At 71.6% G+C, this 21,776-nt stretch carries 19 protein-coding genes; 2 read left to right on the top strand and 17 right to left on the bottom strand.

The annotated features are described in order from the left end of the window. Positions 1-35: 35 nt before the first annotated feature. From dxs to JK361_RS01080, 17 genes are all read right to left on the bottom strand, one after another. Entirely contained in the window at positions 36-1,988 is a 1,953-nt protein-coding gene (dxs, locus tag JK361_RS01005; protein ID WP_201813666.1) for a 1-deoxy-D-xylulose-5-phosphate synthase, read from the bottom strand. Positions 1,989-2,019: 31 nt separating this feature from the next. Continuing rightward, complete coding sequence (ispG, locus tag JK361_RS01010; protein WP_201813667.1) at positions 2,020-3,153, bottom strand: flavodoxin-dependent (E)-4-hydroxy-3-methylbut-2-enyl-diphosphate synthase; 1,134 nt, start codon at positions 3,151-3,153, stop codon at positions 2,020-2,022. A gap of 4 nt (positions 3,154-3,157) precedes the next feature. Beyond that, positions 3,158-4,180 carry an adenosyl-hopene transferase HpnH gene (gene hpnH / locus JK361_RS01015; RefSeq protein ID WP_201813668.1) on the bottom strand — a complete coding sequence of 341 codons (1,023 nt, stop codon included), beginning with the start codon at positions 4,178-4,180 and terminating at the stop codon, positions 3,158-3,160. 5 nt (positions 4,181-4,185) lie between these two features. Beyond that, a complete protein-coding gene (locus JK361_RS01020) occupies positions 4,186-4,827 on the bottom strand; it encodes a phosphorylase family protein (RefSeq protein ID WP_201813669.1) in 642 nt (213 codons plus the stop codon). Position 4,828: 1 nt separating this feature from the next. Continuing rightward, positions 4,829-6,859 carry a squalene--hopene cyclase gene (shc, locus tag JK361_RS01025; RefSeq protein WP_201813670.1) on the bottom strand — a complete coding sequence of 677 codons (2,031 nt, stop codon included), beginning with the start codon at positions 6,857-6,859 and terminating at the stop codon, positions 4,829-4,831. Between the two features lie 116 nt (positions 6,860-6,975). Beyond that, a complete protein-coding gene (locus tag JK361_RS01030; RefSeq protein WP_201813671.1) occupies positions 6,976-8,109 on the bottom strand; it encodes a polyprenyl synthetase family protein in 1,134 nt (377 codons plus the stop codon). Beyond that, positions 8,109-9,584, bottom strand: a complete 1,476-nt coding sequence (gene hpnE, locus JK361_RS01035; protein WP_201813672.1) for a hydroxysqualene dehydroxylase HpnE — start codon at positions 9,582-9,584, stop codon at positions 8,109-8,111. The genes JK361_RS01030 and hpnE overlap by 1 nt, the downstream gene beginning before the upstream one ends. After that, positions 9,581-9,709 carry a DUF6380 family protein gene (locus JK361_RS42565; protein ID WP_222995444.1) on the bottom strand — a complete coding sequence of 43 codons (129 nt, stop codon included), beginning with the start codon at positions 9,707-9,709 and terminating at the stop codon, positions 9,581-9,583. The genes hpnE and JK361_RS42565 overlap by 4 nt, the downstream gene beginning before the upstream one ends. Beyond that, positions 9,709-10,671 (bottom strand): presqualene diphosphate synthase HpnD, encoded by a 963-nt coding sequence (hpnD, locus tag JK361_RS01040; protein WP_201813673.1) that lies wholly within the window; start codon positions 10,669-10,671, stop codon positions 9,709-9,711. The genes JK361_RS42565 and hpnD overlap by 1 nt, the downstream gene beginning before the upstream one ends. Beyond that, on the bottom strand, positions 10,668-11,564 hold the full coding sequence (gene hpnC / locus JK361_RS01045; protein ID WP_201813674.1) for a squalene synthase HpnC: 897 nt from the start codon (positions 11,562-11,564) through the stop codon (positions 10,668-10,670). The genes hpnD and hpnC overlap by 4 nt, the downstream gene beginning before the upstream one ends. A gap of 360 nt (positions 11,565-11,924) precedes the next feature. Then, on the bottom strand, positions 11,925-12,704 hold the full coding sequence (locus JK361_RS01050) for an ABC transporter ATP-binding protein (RefSeq protein ID WP_201813675.1): 780 nt from the start codon (positions 12,702-12,704) through the stop codon (positions 11,925-11,927). Beyond that, positions 12,697-13,626: an ABC transporter permease gene (locus tag JK361_RS01055; protein WP_201813676.1), complete on the bottom strand. Its 930-nt coding sequence runs from the start codon at positions 13,624-13,626 to the stop codon at positions 12,697-12,699. Before JK361_RS01055 ends, JK361_RS01050 begins: the two co-directional genes overlap by 8 nt. A 104-nt stretch (positions 13,627-13,730) precedes the next feature. Beyond that, the gene (locus JK361_RS01060; protein WP_201814219.1) at positions 13,731-14,603 is read right to left on the bottom strand and encodes a glycosyltransferase family 2 protein; all 873 of its coding nucleotides are present in this window, start codon (positions 14,601-14,603) and stop codon (positions 13,731-13,733) included. A gap of 8 nt (positions 14,604-14,611) precedes the next feature. After that, positions 14,612-15,391, bottom strand: a complete 780-nt coding sequence (locus JK361_RS01065; protein WP_201813677.1) for a CDP-alcohol phosphatidyltransferase family protein — start codon at positions 15,389-15,391, stop codon at positions 14,612-14,614. Beyond that, on the bottom strand, positions 15,369-16,430 hold the full coding sequence (locus tag JK361_RS01070) for an iron-containing alcohol dehydrogenase family protein (RefSeq protein WP_201813678.1): 1,062 nt from the start codon (positions 16,428-16,430) through the stop codon (positions 15,369-15,371). The genes JK361_RS01065 and JK361_RS01070 overlap by 23 nt, the downstream gene beginning before the upstream one ends. After that, entirely contained in the window at positions 16,418-17,170 is a 753-nt protein-coding gene (locus JK361_RS01075; RefSeq protein ID WP_201813679.1) for a phosphocholine cytidylyltransferase family protein, read from the bottom strand. The genes JK361_RS01070 and JK361_RS01075 overlap by 13 nt, the downstream gene beginning before the upstream one ends. Then, on the bottom strand, positions 17,167-19,014 hold the full coding sequence (locus tag JK361_RS01080) for a DUF5941 domain-containing protein (protein ID WP_201813680.1): 1,848 nt from the start codon (positions 19,012-19,014) through the stop codon (positions 17,167-17,169). The genes JK361_RS01075 and JK361_RS01080 overlap by 4 nt, the downstream gene beginning before the upstream one ends. 265 nt (positions 19,015-19,279) lie before the next feature. On the opposite strand from JK361_RS01080, the gene galE reads away from it, so the two are divergent. Further along, complete coding sequence (gene galE / locus JK361_RS01085) at positions 19,280-20,251, top strand: UDP-glucose 4-epimerase GalE (protein WP_201813681.1); 972 nt, start codon at positions 19,280-19,282, stop codon at positions 20,249-20,251. Between the two features lie 466 nt (positions 20,252-20,717). Then, a complete protein-coding gene (locus JK361_RS01090) occupies positions 20,718-21,659 on the top strand; it encodes a cation diffusion facilitator family transporter (RefSeq protein WP_201813682.1) in 942 nt (313 codons plus the stop codon). Positions 21,660-21,776: the final 117 nt, after the last annotated feature.

The following is a 21,776-nucleotide window of genomic DNA, read 5'->3' on the forward strand; positions in this document are numbered from 1 at the left end:
CCCGAAGGGGCGCGGGGCCATGGTGGTTCATGCGGCTACCGCCGCGTGGGCGCGACCGGCCCGGCCGGCGCCGCGGACGCGGTACGGCGATTCTCGGCGCTTCCCGCCGCGCCTTCGACGTCCCGCGCCGCGAGGCTCGCACCGATCCGCCCGGCGATCTCGACGGGCGTGAGGCCGATGTCGGCCAGCACCTCGCCGCGCTTGGCGTGCGCCAGGAACTGCTCCGGGATGCCGAACCGGCGCACCGGCACGTCCACGTCGGCGTCGCCGAGGGCCAGCGACACGGACGAACCGACGCCCGCGGCCCGGCTGTTGTCCTCGACGACGGCCACCAGCCGGTGCGCGGCCGCGAGTCCGGGCAGCGCGGGGTCGACGGGCTTGACCCAGCGCGGGTCCACCACGGTGCAGCCGATGCCGCGGGCCTCGAGCAGCTCGGCGGCCTGGAGGCACACCGGCGCCATCACCCCGACGGCCACGAGCAGCACCTCGGGGCTTTCGGCACGGTGCAGGACGTCCATGCCTCCGACGCGGCCGGCCGCGGGGACGTCCGGGCCCACGGACTCCTTGGGGAAGCGGACCAGGGTGGGCGCGTCGTCCACGGCGACCGCCTCGCGCAGCTGGGCCCGCAGTTGGCCGGCGTCGCGCGGCGCGGCGATCCGGAGGCCGGGGACGACCTGGAGGACGGACAGGTCCCACATGCCGTTGTGGGAGGCGCCGTCGGTACCGGTGACACCGGCCCGGTCCAGCACGAAGGTCACCCCGCAGCGGTGCAGGGCGACGTCCATGAGCAGCTGGTCGAAGGCCCGGTTGAGGAAGGTGGCGTAGACCGCGACGACCGGGTGCAGCCCACCGGTCGCGAGGCCGGCCGCGGAGACGGTCGCGTGCTGCTCGGCGATGCCCACGTCCCACACCCGGTCCGGGAAGCGCTCGGCGAACTTCCCCAGACCGACGGGGTGCAGCATGGCGGCCGTGATGGCGACGACGTCGTCCCGCTCCTCGCCGATCCGCACCATCTCCTCGCCGAACACGGAGGTCCAGGAAGGCCCCTGGGACGGTGTCAAGGGTGCGCAGGTCAGCGGGTCCATCACGCCGACGCTGTGGAAGTGGTCCTCCTCGTGCGCGAGGGCCGGCTCGTAGCCGCGGCCCTTGACGGTGAGGCAGTGGACCAGGACGGGGCCGTGGAAGCGTTTCGCACGGCGCAGCGCGGACTCGACGGCCTTGATGTCGTGGCCGTCGATCGGGCCGAGGTACTTCAGGCCCAGGTCCTCGAACATGCCCTGCGGCGCGAAGGCGTCCTTGAAGCCCTTCTTCGCACCGTGCAGCGACTCGTAGAGCGTGCCGCCGACGACCGGGGTGCGCTGGAGCACCTCCTTGCCCCAGGCGAGGACCCTCTCGTAGCCGTCGGTCGTGCGCAGGGTGGCCAGATGGTTGGCGAGGCCGCCGATGGTGGGGGCGTACGAGCGCTCGTTGTCGTTGACGACGATGATCAGCGGCCGGTCCTTGGCGGCGGCGATGTTGTTCAGCGCCTCCCAGGCCATGCCGCCGGTCAGCGCGCCGTCACCGATGACCGCGACCACATGGCCCTTCTCCCCCTGCACCTGGTTGGCCTTGGCGAGGCCGTCGGCCCAGCCGAGCGCGGTGGAGGCGTGGCTGTTCTCGATGACGTCGTGCTCGGACTCCTCGCGCGAGGGGTAGCCGGACAGGCCGCCCTTGCCACGCAGCTTGGAGAAGTCCTGACGGCCGGTCAGCAGCTTGTGCACGTAGCTCTGGTGGCCGGTGTCCCACAGGATGCGGTCGACGGGCGACTCGAACACCCGGTGGAGCGCGACGGTGAGTTCCACCACGCCCAGATTGGGTCCGAGGTGACCGCCGGTCCTCGACACCGCGTTCACCAGGAACTCACGTATCTCTTCGGACAGTTCGCCGAGTTCCGCCTCGGACAGCGCCTTCAGGTCGCGTGGTCCCCGGATGTTCTCCAGAATGGTCACGCTCGGGCCCCCTCTCGGTCTGTGCCTTGCCTCAACTCAAGTGTTCTGTGGGGCTCGTCCGCTCGGCGAGCCGCATGGCCTCCTCGATGAGGGTCTCCACGATCTTCGACTCGGGGACGGTCTTGACGACCTCGCCCTTGACGAAGATCTGGCCCTTGCCGTTGCCCGAGGCAACTCCGAGGTCGGCCTCGCGGGCCTCGCCAGGACCGTTGACCACGCACCCCATCACCGCGACCCTGAGGGGCACCTCCATGCCGTCCAGGCCCGCCGTGACCTCTTCGGCGAGCTTGTAGACGTCGACCTGGGCGCGGCCGCAGGACGGGCAGGACACGATCTCCAGGCGTCGCTGCCGCAGACCCAGGGATTCCAGGATCTGGATGCCGACCTTGACCTCCTCGGCCGGCGGCGCGCTCAGCGACACACGGATCGTGTCCCCGATGCCCCGCGACAGGAGCGCGCCGAAGGCGACCGCCGACTTGATCGTGCCCTGGAAGGCCGGGCCGGCCTCGGTCACGCCGAGGTGCAGCGGGTAGTCGCACTGCTCGGCGAGCCGGCGGTACGCCTCGATCATCACGACGGGGTCGTTGTGCTTGACGGAGATCTTGATGTCGCGGAAGTCGTGCTCCTCGAAGAGGGACGCCTCCCACAGGGCGGACTCGACGAGGGCCTCGGGCGTGGCCTTGCCGTACTTCTGGAGCAGGCGACGGTCCAGGGAACCGGCGTTGACGCCGATCCGGATCGGCGTGCCATGGTCTTTCGCGGCGCGCGCGATCTCCTTCACCTGGTCGTCGAACTTCTTGATGTTGCCGGGGTTCACGCGGACCGCCGCGCACCCGGCCTCGATGGCCGCGAAGACGTACTTCGGCTGGAAGTGGATGTCCGCGATGACCGGGATCTGCGACTTCCTCGCGATGGTGGCGAGGGCGTCCGCGTCGTCCTGGGTGGGGCAGGCGACGCGGACGATCTGGCAGCCGGACGCGGTCAGCTCCGCGATCTGCTGCAAGGTGGCGCCCACGTCCGACGTACGGGTCGTCGTCATCGACTGCACCGACACCGGGGCGCCGCCCCCGACCGCCACCGGCCCGACCTGGATCTGCCGCGACGGGCGCCGCGGCGCGACCGGACGAGCCGGCACCTCGGGAACGCCCAAGGGAACGGCGGTCATCGTGTCACTCCCGGTTTCCGGAGACGGTCTCGCGCATCGCCCGCAGCGACTCCTTCAGGGAGCTCATGGTGGCGAGCACGGCCGTCGGCTCGTAGCCGCAGTGCGCCATGCAGTTGTCGCAGCGCGGGTCCTTGCCGCGGCCGTACTTGTCCCAGTCGGTCTTCTCGACGAGTTCCCGGTACGTCGGCACGTACCCGTCGCTCATCAGGTAGCAGGGGCGCTGCCAGCCGAAGAGCGAGTAGTTCGGGATCGCCCACGCGGTGCACGGGAAGTCGACCTTGCCCTCCAGGAAGTCCAGGAAGAGCGGGGAGTGGTTGAGCCGCCACTTCTGGCGGTTGCCGCCCGCGAAGGCCTTCTTGAACAGCTCGCGGGTCTGCTCGACGCCGAGGAAGTGCTCCTGGTCGGGTGCCTTCTCGTAGGCGTAGGCGGGCGAGATCATCATCTCGTCGACCTTGAGGTCGTCGTTGAGGAAGTTGAGCACCTCGACGATGGTCTGCGGGGTGTCGGTGTTGAAGAAGGTGGAGTTGGTGGTCACCCTGAAGCCGCGCCGCTTGGCCTCCTTGATGGCCTCCACCGCCTCGTCGAACACACCCTCCTTCGCCACGGACTCGTCGTGCCGCTCCCGCAGCCCGTCGATGTGCACGGCGAAGGCGAAATAGGGGGAGGGCTTGAACTTGTCGATCTTCTTGCGCAGCAGCATCGCGTTGGTGCACAGGAAGACGTACTTCCGCTTGGCCACCAACTGCCGGACGATCTCGTCGATATGAGGGTGCATCAGGGGCTCACCGCCCGCGATGGAGACCATCGGCGCACCGGACTCCAGCACCGCGCCCACGGCCTGGGCCACCGGCATGCGCTGCTTGAGCACACCGGCCGGGTGCTGGATCTTGCCGCAGCCCTCGCACTTCAGATTGCAGGCGAAGAGCGGTTCCAGCTCGACGATGAGCGGAAACTTGTCCCGCCTGCGGAGCTTCTGTTCGGCCAGGTATGTAGCGACCTTGATGGACTGACGCAACGGCATGGCCATCTGGCTCACCTCCGAGGGAGCAGCAAGGAACGGTGCCATTCGAAAAATGCGGGAAGGATGGAACGGAGAACGCGGAAGGCCGATATCCCACCGCGCACCGTGCCGATCCGGACGAGTTCGTGTTCGGGAGCGTCCACGACGACCCGTACGGCCGCGACCGGGCGTTCGCCCGTGCGGACGGCGGCCAGGAGCGTGGCCGCCGACTCCATGTCCACCGCGATCGCGCCGGTGGCGAGCAGGTCGGACCGCTCGGGTCCCCTGACCACGTGGTCGGAGCCGGTGAGCGGGCCGGTGTGGACGGTGCGTCCGGGCAGCAGGCGCACGAGTTCTTTGACCAGTAGTTCGGTGCCCACGCACGGGACGGTCCCGCGCGGGTCCCGGGTCTCCTCGGCGACGACCAGGTCGCCGGGGTGCATCCCGGGGGCCAGCCCGGCACAGAAGCCGGTGGCCAGCACGGCCGTGTCGGCCGGTGCCGGGCCGGCCAGGAGCCGGGTGACGGAGCGTTCCGCCGCACGGGGCCCCATGCCCGTGCGGACGAAGGTCACCGGCCCGCCGGCACCGCTGCGGTCGCCGGTGCGCAGGGCGAGGCGCTCGATGCCGAGCGCGCAGGCGATCAGCAGCGGGGCAGGGGCGGGCTGGTTGGTCAATTCAGTCTCCCTCGGCCTGTGAGGAAGCCCTCTCGGCCCGGGCGAGCAGTTTGCGCTCGAAGGGGTCCCCGTGCAGGTACCGGCCGAGCGCGGTGAGCGGGAACACCTGCCGGTACAGGTGGTAGTTGATGGAGAAGTCCCAGGGAAAGCCGGTGCCGGTGAAGTACGGCTCGTCCCAGGTGCCGTCCTCCCGCTGGGTCCCGGCCAGCCACTGGACGCCGCGCTCGACGGCCTTGGAGTCCTTCTCCCCCGCCGCGAGCAGCGCCATCAGCGCCCACGCGGTCTGCGAGGCGGTGGAGGCGCCCCGGGCGCTCCACTCCTTGACGTACCGGTAGGAGCGCAGGTCCTCGCCCCAGCCGCCGTCGTCGTTCTGGACGCTCTCCAGCCAGGCCACGGCCCGGCGGATCGCGGGGTGCGAGCCGGGCAGTCCGGCCGCGGTGAGCGCGGGGACGACCGACCCGGTGCCGTAGATGTAGTTGACACCCCAGCGGCCGAACCACGAGCCGTTCGGCTCCTGTTCGGCGAGCAGCCAGTCGATGCCGCGCCGGGTGCGCGGGTCGTGGGCCAGGCCCTCGGCGGCGAGCATCTCCACGACGTGCGCGGTGACGTCCGCGGACGGCGGGTCGATCACCTCGCCGAAGTCGCAGAACGGCAGCCGGTTCGGGAACGGGCTGGTGTTGTCGACGTCGAAGGCGCCCCAGGCGCCGTTCCTCGACTGCATGCCGAGGTTCCAGCGCACGGCCCGCCCGATCGCGTGGTCCACGCGCTCCGGGTCGTGGTGCCGGACCCGGCGCAGTGCGAGGGCCACCTCGGCCGTGTCGTCGATGTCGGGGTAGTTGTCGTTGTGGAACTCGAACGCCCAGCCGCCCGGCGGGAGTCCGGGACGCTTCACGGCCCAGTCGCCGGGCCGGACGATCTCCTCGCCGAGCATCCAGTCGGCCGCCTTGACCAGCTGCGGGTGGTCCACCGGCAGTCCGGCGTCGACGAGGGCGATGGTGGCCAGGCAGGTGTCCCAGACCGGGGACTGGCAGGCCTCGATCATCCGGGCGCCGTCCTCGCGCCAGACGGCGAAACGGTCCAGCGAGGCGAGGCCCTCGCGCAGCACCGGGTGCTCCAGGTCGTAACCGAGCAGGTGCAGGGCGATGACCGAGTACACGGCCGGGGGCTGGATGCCGCCCCAGCAGCCGTCGTTCTCCTGCCGCTCGATGATCCAGCGCGCCGCCGAGTTCATCGCGGCCTTGCGGAGCCGGCGCACCGCGACCTTGCGGTAGCCGCGGACAACCTTGTCGAGCCGCTGGAAGAGGCCGTCCCAGCTCGCCACCGGGGCGAGCGGCTGCGGCGGATTGGGATTCGCCGGGTCGGTGTGCAGTTCGTCCAGAGCGAAGGGCGCCGGGCGCACCGGGCGCTTGGCGGAGACGATGGTGAGCGGCACGATGGTCTGCCGTGCCCAGCAGCCGAAGTTGTAGATGTTGAGCGGGAACCAGGTGGGGAAGTAGATCAGCTCCGGCGGGAGTTCGGGCAGGTCCTCCCACTTCCACCAGCCGAACAGGGCGAGCCAGATCCGGGTGAAGACCCGGGCGGCGGCGATGCCGCCGCGCTCGCGGATCCAGGCGGACGCCCTCGCCATGTGCGGGTCGCCGGGCGCGTCGCCGGCCAGGCGCAGGGCGACGTACGCCTCGATGGTGGCGGACAGTTCGCCGGGGCCGCCGTAGAAGGTGGCCCAGGTGCCGTCCGGGCGCTGCTCGCCGCGGATGAACCGGGCGGCGGCCTGCGCGGTGTGCTCGTCCAGGATGCCCAGGAACTGACGCAGCAGCAGGTCCTCGGCGTCCATGGTGACGTTGGTCTCCAGGTCGCCCTTCCACCAGCCCTCGGTGTCCTGCCCGGCGAGCAGGAAGTCGGTGGCGCGCCGTGCGGCACGGGCGGCGGCTTCTCGTACCCCGGCCGTCTCGGGGGTGATGAGGGTGGTGTCGCTGGCCGCGGCAGCGCGGGGCGGCAGGGTCGCCCCGGTGCTTCCGTCGGTCGTCGCTGTCATGGCTTCCCCTTCGTGCAGTCGTGCGAGTCGTGCTGCTGTGGGTCCGCCGTCGGCCGGTGTCCGCATCCCTGCGGCACCGGCCGGCGACTAAGCGAGGCAAGTTCGGCCGATAGTGATCATCTCTTTCGTACGACGACGAAGTCGGCGAGCGCCGTGAAGGAGTCCCGCACCGGGCCGGGCATGTCGACGGCGTCGAGGGCTTCGATGGCGATGGTGTGCTGACGGCGCGCTTCCTCGGCCGTCCACTCGCGGCCGCCGGCCTCCTCGATGAGGGCGGCGCGGGCCGCGAACTCCTCCTCGGAGAAGTTCTCGAAGTCGCTGCTCTTGGCGTCGGCTGCGAGGATCTCGCCGAGCTGCTCGGAGGCGGGGCCGCCGGCCGCGAGGGCGGCGACGACCGGCAGGGACTTCTTGCGCTGGCGCAGGTCGCTCCAGGTCTGCTTGCCGGTGGCCTCCGGGTCGCCCCAGATGCCGAGCAGGTCGTCGACGGCCTGGAAGGCGAGGCCGAGGTGGTAGCCGTACCGTTCCAGCGCGTCCGCGGTGGCGTCGTCGGCGCCGCCGAGGACCGCGCCGATGGAGGAGGCGCAGGCGAGCAGGGCACCGGTCTTGTTGCCCTCCATCTCCAGGCACTCCTCGACGCTGACGCGGTCGCGGTGCTCGTAGGAGATGTCCTGGGCCTGGCCGTCGATCAGGGCGCGGGTGGCGGTGGTCAGACGGCGGGTGGCGCGGCCCGCCTCGACCGTGCCGAGTTCCAGCAGGACCTCGTTGGCGAGGGCGAACAGGGCGTCGCCGACCAGGATGGCCTGGGCGGGGCCGTGCACCTTCCAGACGGTGTCGCGGTGCCGGCGCTGCTCGTCACCGTCCATCAGGTCGTCGTGCAGCAGCGAGAAGTTGTGCACGAGTTCGACGGCGACCGCGCCCGGGACGCCCGTCTCGGGTGCGGCGCCGGTGACCTCGGCGGAGAGCACGGCGAGCGCGGGACGGACGGCCTTTCCGCCGTCACCGTCGGCGGGGTTGCCGGCGGCGTCGATCCAGCCGAAGTGGTAGGCGGCGACGGTGTCCATGGGCGGCGCCAGGCGGTCGACGGCCTCGCGGAGCACCGGCGTGGCCAGGGTCCGGCCGCGCTCCAGCAGCGCGGTCACATCCACCGCGGGCCTCCGAGCGGGCGTCGCGGCCGGGGGCACAGTGGGCACAGTCTCTCCTCTTGTTGCGGTACCGGGGGTGCGGGAACCTGCCGCCTGCCGGTCGGGCATCAGGCCGCCTCCTCGAACTCGAAGAGGTGGCGGGGGCGGGGCCGGCCCAGGGCGCTGAGGGCGGCGTCGGCCGCGCTCACTCCACTGCGGACCGCACTCTCCATGGTCGCGGGCCACCCGGTGGCGGTCCACGCTCCGGCCAGGTACAGGCCGGGTGCCTTGGTGCGGGCGCCGGGCCGCAGCCGCCCGACACCGGGGGTGGGGGCGAACGTGGCCGTGCGCTCCCGGGTCACGAAGAAGTCCTCCACCACGGCCGTGCGCGTCCCCGGGATCAGCCGCTCCAGCTCGGGCAGGTAGCGCTCGCGGAGGTCGGCGACAGGCGTGTCGATCTCGTCCTGCGCGGCCGACTGGGACAGCGCCAGGTACTGTCCCGGCCGCCGCCCGCCACCACCCTTGTACGGAGGCTCTTCGGGCCCGCCTCCCGACAGCCCCGAGGCGTGGGTGCGGTCGAACACCCACTGCACGGGGGTGCCGACGGCCGCGAAGAAGGGGCGCGCGAGCACCTGGCGGTCGTAGACGACGTGGATGTTGAGGATCGGCGCGGTGCCGATCTCCAGCAGCCGCTCGGGGGCGTCGAGGGCGCCGGGCGGCAGCAGTTCGTGGGTCTCGCGCTGGGGTACGGCGAGGACGACGGCGTCCGCGGAAAGCGTCTCGCCGGGAACCTGAACGTTCCAGCTTCCGTTCTCGTTGATAGAGACGGAGGTGACGCGTGTACGGACCTCGGTACGGACGCCCGCGGAGTCGAGCGCCTTGCGGGCCAGCCGGTCGTGCAGTTCGCCCAGCGGGACATGGGCCCAGCCGATGTCGGCCGCGCCCGGGTCGGACAGCAGACCGGTCTTGAACACCATCGCGGCGAGCCCCAGCGAGGCGTCGCCCGCGACCGCGTTGAGGGTGGCGACCCCGACCAGGTCCCACAGGGCCTCGACGGCGCGCGCCGACTGGCCGTGCGCGGCCAGCCAGCTGCCGAAGTCCTGGGTGTCCAGGGCCGGATCGGCGAGGTCGAGCCCCTTCAGCGCGAGCGCGGCACGCCCGACGGCCGCGCGCTCGGCGAGCGAGAGGTGCGGATAGGCGGCCAGGCTGCGCCCCAGGTGGAGGGGTACGGGCAGCGGGTCGCGCCGCAGCCTGCCGAGCCGCCGTCCCTCGGGCTTGGCGACGTCGACGACGGGCACGTCCAGGCGGTCCTGAAGCGGTGCCAGTGCCGTGCCCTCGATGCGGTCGAGGAACCAGCGGTAGGCGGTGCAGCAGCGCAGGTACACGTGCTGGCCGTTGTCGACGGTCAGTTCGCCGCGCTGGAAGGAGAAGGCGAGGCCGCCCAGCCTGGGCCTGCCCTCGAGCAGGGTGACCCGGACCCCGGCGTCGGCGAGGGCGAGCGCCGCGGTGATCCCGGCGAGGCCGCCGCCGACCACGACCGCGCTGCGGCCTGTCGTCCGCGGGCCGTCGGCCCGTGCCCGGGCGGGGGGTGAGCCGTCGCTCATCGTGCGTCCTTCCGTGCGTGCCGAGCGTGCTGGTTGAACGGTGCACGCCCGGCCGTCGCAGTCAGGGACGCCACGCCGCAGCGGAGGGTTGCCTGCCGCTTGCGGTCCGGTTCGGGGCACTCCATCAGGCGCGCCTCCTGACGGAGCGCCGGGAGACATGGCGGGTCACATGCCGGGTGTCGAGTCCGGACAGGCCGCGCACGGCGACGTAGGCCTTCTCGTGTCCGGGCAGGGAGACGCGGCCGCGCAGCACCGCCTCCGGGTCGCGCTCGATGCGGTCCAGCAGGCGGCGGTAGATGCCGGCCATCGCGGCCACGCAGGCGCCGCTGCGCCGGTCGAGCATGGGCAGCAGCCGGTAGCCCTCGGCGAACAGGGCCCGGGCGCGCCGCACTTCGAAGTGGACGAGGCCGGCGAAGTCGGAGCCCTCCGGCGGGGTCGGCCCGTTGAACCCGGCCGAACAGCCGAACTTGGCGAGGTCGTCGGCGGGCAGGTAGGTCCGGCCGCCCATGGCGTCCTCGCGGACGTCGCGGAGGATGTTGGTGAGCTGGAGTGCGAGGCCCAGGGTGTCGGCGTACTCGGCCGCGCGCTCGGCGCCGCGCGCGCCCGGTTCGGTGCCGAACACGCCGAGCGAGAGGCGGCCGATGGCACCGGCGACACACCGGCAGTACGCCTTGAGGTCGTCCCAGGTCTCGTAGGTCTCCCCGCGCACGTCCATCTGGACGCCGTCGATCAGCTCGTCGAGCCCGCCGAGCGGGATCGGGAAGGTGCCGGCGGCGTGGCCGAGGGCGACGGCCACCGGGTCGGTGTCGTCCTCCTCGACCTCCTCCCCGCGGACCCGGACGAGCAGCGCCCGGGTGTCCTCCAGGCGCGCCAGCTTGGTCTCACCGGGCAGGTCGCCGTCGCCGATGTCGTCCACGCGCCGGGAGAACGCGTACAGCGCCGACATGGCGCGCCGCTTGGCCGTCGGCAGCAGCCGGATGCCGTACGCGAAGTTACGGGCCTGCTGCCCGGTGACGGCCTCGCAGTAGCTGTAGGCGGCGAGTACCGGTGCGGACACGTGCGGCGGAGAATCCACGGTCCGGATCACCCCTCTCCTCGCAGGATCACGCCCGCCTCACGCAGCAACTGGAGCTTGCCGGGTCTGGGCGGGCCGGGAAGTACGTCGTATTCGGCGGCGGCGATCGCCCGGATCGCCGCCCTTCCCCCCGCCACGAACCCCGCGAGCAGCAGCTTCAGCCTGCCGTGGACGCTACCCACCAGGGGGGCGCCTTCATTCAGCAGATCGCGGGCGCGTTGTGCTTCGTATGCAACCAGGGCGCGCACCGATGCGCCTGTGGCTTTCGCGGCGAGGTCCGCTTCCTGGACGTGGAAGTGCTTCATGTCCTCGGCGGGGAGGTAGATCCGGTCGCGGCGGAGGTCCTCGGCGACGTCCTGGAGGTGCTCCACGATCTGGAGTGCGGTGCAGATCGCGTCGGACAGCCGGATCCGTTCGGGGGTCGAGGTGCCGGTGACGGCGAGGACGAGACGGCCGACGGGGTTGGCCGACAGTTCGCAGTAGGCGAGGAGGTCGTCGTAGGTCTCGTACCGGGTGACGAGCTGGTCCTGGCGGTTGGCGGCGATCAGGCCGAGGAACGGCTCGGGGGTCAGGGCGCGGCGGCGGACGGTGGGCTGGAGGCGGCGCAGCAGCGGGTGGTGCGGGGTGCCGTCGAAGACGCGGCGCAGGTCCTCTTCGAAGGCGTCGAGGAGGACCAGGCGGTCCTCCGCGCCGTCGGCCGACACGCCGAGCAGCCGGGCGTCGGCTCCGCCGGGGGCGAGGTCGCCGTCGCCGATGTCGTCCACGAGGCGGGCGAAGCCGTAGACGGCCATGAGGTCGTCGCGCCAGACCCGGGGCAGGAAGAAGGGGGCCACGGGGAAGTTCTCGCTCGCGGCCTTGTCCAGCGTGGCGCGTTCCGGACCGGGCGCCGTGGCGGTGCCGGTCATCGGGGGCTGCCCGGGGCGGGGACGGCACATGCTGCGCTGAGCTGGGGAGTTTCCGTAGCCATTGCCGTCACATCTCCCGTTCTACACTGCCGACCCAATACACACTATTTCGGACACGCCGCCCCGCAATGCACAGGGGCACCCCCGCGGAGGGCGGTGTGCATTATCGCCCTACTTGCCGGTTTCCGGCACCGGTACAGCTTACGTTGTACAACGCAGCACGGACCCTCGGGGTGTCCTGCGCATCACAACAACACACCGATTGGCTCCAAGATTCCTTAAGCCAGTGCGAGTTGACGTTTCCTTTGCAGACACAGGGCCCCGCCGGACGAATTCCGGCGGGGCCCTGGCCGAAACGGGTCACTTGCCCGTGAACTTCTCATACTCCTTCAGGACCTCGTCCGTGGGCCCGTCCATCCGCAGTTCACCGCGCTCCAGCCACAGCACGCGGTTGCAGGTGTCACGGATGGACTTGTTGTTGTGACTCACCAGAAAGACCGTTCCGGCCTCTTTGCGCAGTTCCCGGATCCGGTCTTCGGAGCGCTTCTGGAACTTGCGGTCACCGGTGGCCAGCGCCTCGTCGATCATCAGGACGTCGTGATCCTTGGCGGCGGCGATGGAGAAACGCAGTCGGGCCGCCATGCCGGAGGAGTAGGTCCGCATCGGCAGGGTGATGAAATCGCCCTTTTCGTTGATGCCGGAGAAGTCGACGATGTCCTGGTAGCGCTCCTTGATCTGCTCCCGGGACATGCCCATGGCGAGGCCGCCCAGAATGACGTTCCGCTCGCCGGTCAGGTCGTTCATCAGAGCCGCGTTCACCCCCAGCAGGGAGGGCTGGCCGTCGGTGTAGACCTTGCCCTTCTCCGCGGGCAGCAGGCCGGCGATGGCGCGCAGCAGGGTGGACTTGCCGGAGCCGTTGGAGCCGATCAGGCCGATGGCCTCGCCGCGGTAGGCGACGAAGGACACCCCGCGCACGGCGTGCACCTTGCGCACGCCCCGCTCCTCGCCGCGCTTGAGGATCCGGCTCAGTGCCGCCGTCGCGCTGCCCTTGCCGGTCTTCGCGCCGTTGACCCGGTAGACGATGTGCAGCTCGTCCGCGATGACCGTCGGGCGCCGGTCCTGGGTGTTCTGCTCAGCCACGGCCGTACCGCTCCTCCGCCTTCCAGAAGTACACGAAGCCGCCGAAGAAGAGGACCACGGCCCAGAACAGGGCGATGGCCCACACGTGCGGCGGCAGGTTCGAGGCACCGTAGTCGTCGATCAGAGCGAAGCGCATCAGGTCCATGTAGACCGCGGCCGGGTTGACCTGGAGCACCCGGACGATCCACTCCGGACGCCCGGCCAGCATCGTGTTGATCGAGAACATGACGCCGGAGGCGTACATCCAGGTGCGCAGGATGAACGGCATCAGCTGCGCGAGGTCGGGCGTCTTGGAGCCCAGGCGGGCCACGATCAGCGCGAGCCCGGTGTTGAACAGGAACTGGAGCGCCAGCACCGGCACGATCAGCAGCCAGGACAGGCCCGGGTAGCTGCCGAAGCCGATCGCCACGAGGAACAGCACCAGCATCGAGAACAGCAGCTGCTGAAGCTGCTGGAGCGAGAAGGAGACCGGCAGGGAGGCGCGCGGGAAGTGCAGGGCGCGCACCAGGCCGAGGTTGCCGGAGATCGCACGGACGCCCGACATGATCGAACTCTGGGTGAAGGTGAACACGAAGACGCCGGTGACCAGGAACGGGATGTACACGTCCCGGGACATGCCACGGCCGGCGTGCAGGATCAGGCCGAAGATGAAGAAGTAGACGGCCGCGTTCAGCAGGGGGGTGGCCACCTGCCAGACCTGGCCGAGCTTGGCCTGGCTGTACTGGGCGGTCAGCTTCGCCTGGGAGAAGGCGAGGATGAAGTGACGGCGCCCCCACAGCTGACGGATGTACTCCCCGAGCGAGGGCCGGGCGCCGCTCACGGAGAGCCCGTACTTCGCGGCCAGCTCGGCCGCCGTCAGTCCCTCGTCGGGCGACGGGGCCGCGGTCACCGCGACCGTGCCGTCGTGCGTGGTCTCACTCACAGGGGGAAACTTTCGTCTTCGGGTTCGTCTGCTGCGCGCCGCCGCGTCGGCGGACGCGTGTCCATGAGGTGTCCGACAGTCGCGACCTCACAGGGTCGAGCTTGTCAGATGACCGGGGGGCGGCCCAGTCGGGTGAGTCGCCACACCGTACGCCACCGCATCGGCCGGCGGGGACCGCACGGCGTGGACCAGCCCTCCCGGAAGCCGCCGAACCAGGCCCGCAGGGCCGGCCGCGAGGGGCGGCGGAGCAGGGTGAGCAGCAGCCAGACCCCGAGGTAGACCGGGACCAGGGGGGCCGGGAGGTTGCGGCGGGCGAGCCAGACGCGGTTGCGGGCGACCATGCGGTGGTAGACCGCGTGCCGCGAGGGCGCGGTCGTCGGGTGGTACAGCACCATGTCGGACCGGTAGTCGATCATCCAGCCCGCGTCGAGGGCCCGCCATGCCAGGTCGGTTTCCTCGTGCGCGTAGAAGAACGCGTCCGGCAGGCCGCCGACGTCCGCGAAGACGCGGGTGCGGACGGCGTTGGCGCCGCCGAGGAAGGTGGTGACCCGGGAGGAGCGCATCGGGTCGGAGGCCCGCAGCCGGGGCACGTGCCGGCGCTGGGTCTCGCCGGTCTCGGGGTCGGCGATGCGGAAGCTGATGATGCCGAGTTCGGGGTCCGCGGCGAACGCCTCGCGGCACAGCTCGGCGGTGTCGTGGCGGGCGAGCAGGCCGTCGTCGTCGAGGAAGAGCAATATGTCGACATCACGGCCACCGGGCCCGAAGGCCTCTATGCCGACGTTGCGACCGCCGGGGATACCCAGGTTCTCGGGCAGCTCCATGGTCCGTACGCCCTCGGGGACGTCCGGCACGGGCGAGCCGTTGCCGACCACGACCACCTCGACCGGGTCGCCGTCCTGCTTGGCGACCGAGTCGAGCAGGGCCCGCAGTTCGTCGGGCCGGTTGCCCATGGTGATGACGACCGCGCCGACCTTCACGGGCGCGCTCACTTGAGCCTGCTGGAGGCGAGGATGGACACCAGGTGCAGCAGCGTCTGGAGCAGGGCGATGCCCGCGAGGACGGCCGTGCCGAGGCGGGTGAAGAAGAGGTCGCCGCGGGCCTGGTCCACGATCGCCAGGACCAGGATGAGCAGCGAGGCCTCGATGCCGAGGATCAGCCGGTGGAACTTGAACGCGGCGGCGGCCCGGCGGGCCAGCGCCATCCCGGAGGAGCGCATCTCGGAGGCGGTCTCCTGCACCGGCGGTTTGCCCGCCTGGTGCCGGGCGACGCCGACCAGGTCGGTCTCGGCCTTGATCAGGATCGCACCGAGCGCGGCCAGCGTGCCGAGGAAGGCCCACAGCCAGTCGATGCGGCCGCTGCCCCACAGGTCCGCGGCGCGCAGGCCGAAGCCGACGAGCACCGCGGCGTCGGTGAGGTAGGCGCCGACCCGGTCCAGGTAGACGCCGTTCAGCGAGTACTGCTTCTTCCAGCGCGCGATCTCGCCGTCGACGCAGTCCAGCAGCAGGTACATCTGGACGCACAGCACACCGAGCACGGCGCCCGGGATCCCCGGCACCAGGAGTGCCGGGGCCGCGAGCACGCCGAAGACGGTCATCAGGTACGTGAGCTGGTTGGGCGTGACCCTGGTGTTCACCAGGTAGCGGTCGACGCGCAGGGAGACCTCTCGCATGTAGAGGCGTCCCATCCAGTGCTCACCGCTGCGCCGGTCCTTCACCCCCGCGGGGTGGACGACCGGACGGAGTTCAGCTACCGATGGCCTTGACATAGTCGGCGTAGGTGTCCTTGATCTGGTTCGTCTTGAGGTCGAGGTGTTCGATGATCGTGTAGCGGCCGGGCCGGGTCTCCGGAGCGAACTCCACCGCGCGGACGAACTCGTCCACCGTGAAGCCGATCTCCTCCGGCAGCACCGGAAGCCCGTGCCGGCGCAGCACCTGCGCCATGTACGCCGACTCCTCGTGGGCGCCGCGCAGGTACATCGCGAAGGCGGCGCCGAGACCGCACTGCTCGCCGTGGGCCGCGGCGCGCTTGGGGTAGAGCAGGTCGAAGGCGTGGTTGATCTCGTGGCAGGCGCCGGAGGAGGGGCGGGAGTCACCCGACACGGACATGGCGATACCGGTGAGGACCAGCGCCTCGGCCAGCACCTGGAGGAAGTCGTCGTCGCCGACTCCGCCCGGGTGCCGGAGCACCGCCTCGCCGGCCTGCCGGGCCATCGCGGCGGCCAGGCCGTCGATCTTCTCGCCGTTGACCTGGTGGGCCAGCTCCCAGTCCGCGACCGCGGAGATGTTGGAGATGGCGTCGCCGATGCCGGAGCGCACGAACCGGGCCGGGGCCTCGCGGATCACATTGAGGTCGATGACCACCGCGATCGGGTTCGGCACGCCGTACGAGCCGCGGCCCGCGTCGTTGTCGAGGGTGGCGACCGGCGAGCACAGGCCGTCGTGGGCGAGGTTGGTGGCGACGGCGACCAGCGGCAGGCCGACCCGGGCCGCCGCGAACTTGGCGCAGTCGATGATCTTGCCGCCGCCGAGGCCGACGACCGCGTCGTAGTGGCCGGCCTTTATGTCGCCCGCCAGCCGGATCGCGTCGTCGATGGTGCCGCCGCCGACCTCGTACCAGGTGGCGCCGGGCAGCGAGGGGGCGATCCGCTCGCGCAGCCGGGCCCCGGAGCCGCCGCTGACGGCGATGGCCAGCCGGCCGGACTGCGAGATGCGCTCGTCGGCCAGGACCCCCGCCAGGTCGTCCAGGGCACCCGGGCGGATGTCCACGACGACCGGCGAGGGGATCAGCCTCGTCAGTACTGGCACGCGATCTCCCGTCCACGGGCGAGATCGTCGTGGTTGTCGATCTCGACCCACTTGACGTCACCGATCGGCGCCACGTCGATCCGGAAGCCCCGGTCGACCAGCTCCTGGTAGCCGTGCTCGTAGAACTGCTGCGGGTCGGTCTCCCAGACCGTCTTCAGCGCGTCGGCGAGGTCGGCCGCGGCGTCGCCCTCGATCAGGGTGACGCCGATGTACTCGCCGGTGGCCTCGGCCGGGTCCATCAGCTTGGTGATCTTCGTCATGCCCTTGTCGGGGTCGACGACGACCTTCATCTCCTCGTCGGCCAGGCTCTTCACCGTGTCCAGGGCGAGGATGATCCGCTTGCCCTCGCCGCGGGCGGCGAGCAGCGTCTTCTCGACGGAGACCGGGTGGACGGTGTCGCCGTTGGCGAGGATCACGCCGTCCTTGAGCGCGTCACGGCCGCACCACAGGGAGTAGGCGTTGTTCCACTCCTCGGCCTTGTCGTTGTCGATGAGGGTGAGCTTGAGGCCGTACTTCTGCTCCAGGGCCGCCTTGCGCTCGTACACGGCCTCCTTGCGGTAGCCGACGATGATCGCGACCTCGGTCAGCCCGATCTCGGCGAAGTTGCCGAGGGTGAGGTCGAGCACCGTGATCGAGTCCTCTATGCCCGCGGGCCCCACCGGCACCAGCGCCTTGGGCAGGGTGTCGGTGTAGGGGCGCAGACGCCGTCCGGCGCCGGCCGCGAGCACGAGGCCGATCATGCGGGTTCTCCTTCGTCGTGTACGGCGGGCGCCCCAGCGGACACCCAGAAGCGGATGCTCTCGACGAGCACCACGAGGGCGACGGCCACGGCGAGGACCGTGAGCGCAACCGTGAACTGCGAGGCGGTGAGCACCGTGGCCAGGACGGTGACGAGCAGCGTCCGCCCCTCGTGCCCCCCGATGGAGCGCACCAGCCAGGCCGGGGGCGCTCCGGCGTTGCCGCGGATGCGGTACACCGTGTCGTAGTGATGGTAGGCGACGGCGGCCACCAGGCCGAAAGCCGCTGGAAGCGCCCCGTTCACCTCGGCCCGCGCGGCGAGGACCAGAATCGTGCAGTACTCGGCGGCGCGGAACACGGGCGGGACCAGCCAGTCGAGCGGGCCCTTGAGGGACCGGGCGACGGCGCGGCCCGAGGTGGCGACGTAGACGAGCGCGCCGACCACCGTCTGCCAGTTCCCGAAGGACCGCAGGGAGACGTCGATCAGGAGCACCGCGGCGCCGGCCGCCGCCCACAGCGGCGCGGCGAAGGCATTCCGGGGGGAACGGCGGCCCAGCCTCTTGGCCCCGGTACCGGCGAGCGGTCCGGTGTCCGTCAGGTCCGCCAGTGCCTGCGCCGCCCGGTCCGTGCGCTCGGCCTTCCGCGTCAGCGACCGCAGCACGCGTCCCGCCGTGGTGTACGTCGCGGCGAAGGCGCAGCCGATGAGCAGGGCGTAGAAGGTGATCCGGGGGGTCGTGAGCGCCGTGAGGACCGCGATCATCGCCCAGCGTTCGCCGATGGGCAGGACGATCATGCGGCGCACCCAGACCGTCCAGCCGACGCTGTCGAGCTTGTCGGAGAGCGCGGCGGTGGGGCTGGTGTTGGCGGTGGCGTCGTGGTTGGCCTCGTTGAAGGAGAAGTCGACCACGTGCCGGCAGGTCTGGAGCACCATCGCGCCGAGGGCGAGGGCCCAGACGTCGTCGCCGCCGCGGGCCGCGCCGAGGGCGAGGCCCGCGTAGTAGGCGTACTCCTTGGCCCGGTCGAAGGTGGCGTCCAGCCAGGCGCCGAGCGTGGAGTACTTCAGGGCGTAGCGGGCGAGCTGGCCGTCGGTGCAGTCCAGGACGAAGGACGCGATGAGCAGCACGCCGGCCGCGACGAAGCCGCCGCGGGTGCCGGTCGCCGCGCAGCCGGCCGCGACGAGCGCGGTGAGCAGCGAGGCGGTGGTGACCTGGTTGGGGGTGAGGCCGCGGCGGGCGCACCAGCGGGCGATGTAGCGCGAGTAGGGGCTGATGAAGTAGGTGGTGAAGAAGCCGTCCCGGGACTTCACGGCCGACTTCAGGCGTACGGCCTCGTCGTCGACGGCGGCGACGGCCTGCCGGACCTCGTTGCGGGCCTGCGGGTCGGCCGGCACGGCGGCGACCAGGCTGCCCAGCTCGGGCCGGTGCACCGCGCCGCCGTCGGTGTCGAGGGCGGCGACGACGCGGTCGGCGAGGCTGTCCACGGCGAGCGCGGGGCCGCCGCCCGGTCCGAGCGGGGCCGGGCCCTCGACGGTCGTGCCGTCGCCCGCGGAGGTCTCACGGGCCATGGCCCGGGTGAGCTGCTGCCGGGCGGCCGGCTGGGCGGTGACGGCGCCCGGGACGGCGGCGAGCGGGAAGCGCGGGTCGGTCAGGCCGAGGCGCAGCGCGTGCGGGTGACCGACGAAGCGGGCGTCGACGAGGGCCACGCGCCGGTCGGCCGGCACGGCCGCGAGCAGGGTCTCCGCCTCGGCGGCGTCGGCGGCCGTGCGCACCTCGAAGCCGAGGGACCGCAGATCGCTCTCCAGTGACGATCCGGGGACCGGCTGACCGGTGACGATGGCCGTCGACAACCGAACTCACTCCCTGGGTGCCGGCGCGCGGGCGCCGGTCTTTCGCGTGGTGGGGCGCCCTGCCTGCGGCACCCGGGCGGCATGTCGGCAGAGGCTATCCGATGGGCCGCGGTCCGTGTTCACCGGCCGTTCACGGCCCGGCCCACGAGGGCTGACCCGGCCTTTGCCGCGATCATCATCGTGGATCCGGGGCCCGGCCCACAAACCCATGGGGGCAGACCCGGGCAACCGGGACACGGGGTGGCTCGGCATAGGGTGGGCGACCATGACGTGGCTGATCACCGGCGGGGCCGGATACATCGGGGCGCACGTGGCACGGGCCATGGCGGGCGCCGGGGAGAGTGTCGTGGCGCTGGACGACCTGTCGGCCGCGGTGCCCGCGCGGCTGCCGGCGGACGTGCCGCTCGTGCGGGGCTCGACGCTGGACGGTCCGCTGCTGAAGCGGGTCCTCGCGGAGTACGGCGTGACGGGCGTCGTCCATCTCGCGGCGCGCAAGCAGGTCGCGGAGTCGGTGGCCGACCCCACCCGCTACTACCGGGAGAACGTGGGCGGTCTGGCCACGCTGCTGGACGCGGTCGCGGAGGCGGGCGTCGGCCGGCTGCTGTTCTCCTCGTCGGCGGCGGTGTACGGCAACCCGGACGTGGACCTGATCACCGAGGACACCCCGTGCGCCCCGGTCAACCCGTACGGCGAGACCAAGCTGGCCGGGGAGTGGCTGGTGCGGGCGGCCGGGCGGGCGCACGGCATCTCCACGGCCTGCCTGCGCTACTTCAACGTGGCGGGCGCGGCGGCGCCGGAGCTGGCGGACACCGGTGTGTTCAACATCGTGCCGATGGTCTTCGACCGGCTCACCCGTGACGAGGCTCCGCGGATCTTCGGCGACGACTACCCGACGCCGGACGGCACCTGCGTCCGGGACTACATCCACGTCGCCGATCTCGCGGACGCCCACCTGGCGGCGGCCCGGCGGCTCGCGGCCGGGGACCTCGACGGCGATCTGACACTGAACATCGGCCGGGGCGAGGGGGTCTCGGTGCGCGAACTGATCACCGTCATCGGCGAGGTCACCGGTGACCGCCGGGCACCCCTGGTCGAGGACCGCCGGCCCGGGGACGCGCCGCGCGCGGTGGCGTCGGCCGAGCGGGCCGCCGCGACACTGGGCTGGCGGGCCGGCCGCGGGGTACGGGAGATGATCGAGTCGGCGTGGGCGGGCTGGCGACTGCACCACGGCGGATAGCCGCCGGCCCGGACGGCGGGTCGGCCGACAGGGCGGACCGGCCCGGAGGCGGGTGTCCGGCGCCTGCCGGACCGCGGATGAGAAAACGACCACAACCCGCGCGCGAACCAACAAAGCCGACCCCCGGCCCATACGCGAGCCGACACAGCCGACCCCCGGCCCCCGCGCGCGAGCCGACACCCGACCCCCGGCCCGCGCCTGATCCGGCACCGCGACCTCCGGCCCGTACGCGAGCCGACACAGTCGGCCGTCGGCTCGCGCGTGAGCCGAGCACGGCCGCCTCAGGCCCGCGCGCGAGCCGGCACTCCCGGCGCCGCCGTTCGGCGGGGGCGTCCGCAGCCTCCTGACCTGCGTAACGGTTTTCGCAGGTCAGGGCACATGACAACGGTGTTCAGTGCCGCGTTGCCAGATACCCCCCACCCGTAGTTCACTGGGGCTCCTGGCAGGCACACGGAAGGCGGTAGTCATGGGGGCAGGGCACGACCACGGGCACGCGCACTCCCACGCGCCGGCTCCGGGTACGGCCACGGCCGCGTACCGGGGCCGGCTGCGCATCGCGCTCGGCATCACGCTCATGATCATGGTGGTCGAGATCGCCGGCGGCCTCCTCGCGGACTCGCTGGCGCTGATCGCGGACGCCGCGCACATGGCGACCGACGCGGTGGGCCTCGGCATGGCGCTGCTCGCCGTCCACTTCGCGAACCGTCCGCCGAGCACCAACCGCACCTTCGGCTACGCCCGCGCCGAGATCCTCGCCGCCCTGGCCAACTGTCTGCTGCTGCTCGTGGTCGGCGGATACGTCCTGTACGAGGCGGTCCAGCGGTTCGTCGAGCCCGCCGACACCCGGGGCGGCCTGATGATCGTGTTCGGTCTGATCGGCCTGGCCGCGAACTCCGTCTCGCTGGTCCTGCTGATGCAGGGGCAGAAGGAGAGCCTGAACGTGCGCGGCGCCTTCCTGGAGGTGGCCGCGGACGCGCTGGGCTCGGTGGCCGTGCTCCTCTCGGCGACGGTGATCCTGACCACCGGCTGGCAGGCGGCCGACCCGATCGCCTCGCTGGTCATCGGGCTGATGATCGTGCCACGGACGCTGAAGCTGCTGCGCGAGACGCTGGACGTGCTGCTGGAGGCGGCCCCCAAGGGTGTCGACATGGCGGAGGTCCGGACTCACATCCTGGCGCTGGACGGCGTGGAGGACGTGCACGACCTGCACGCCTGGACGATCACCTCGGGCATGCCGGTGCTGTCGGCCCACGTGGTGGTCAGTTCCGAGGTGCTGAACGCCATAGGGAACGAGAAGATGCTGCACGAGCTGCAGGGCTGCCTCGGCCACCACTTCGACGTGGAGCACTGCACCTTCCAGCTGGAACCGGGCGGGCACGCGGAGCACGAGGCACGGCTGTGCCACTGACCGTACGGACTGCCGTTCGGCGCACCCCAGGACGGTTCCCGGCGGCGGACGCCGGGCACGATGATCTACCGGATCCGACTCGCGGTACCGCGCCGCGCGCGTACGCGCGGACGTGCC

Source organism: Streptomyces musisoli (assembly GCF_016741855.1).
Taxonomy (GTDB): domain Bacteria; phylum Actinomycetota; class Actinomycetes; order Streptomycetales; family Streptomycetaceae; genus Streptomyces; species Streptomyces musisoli.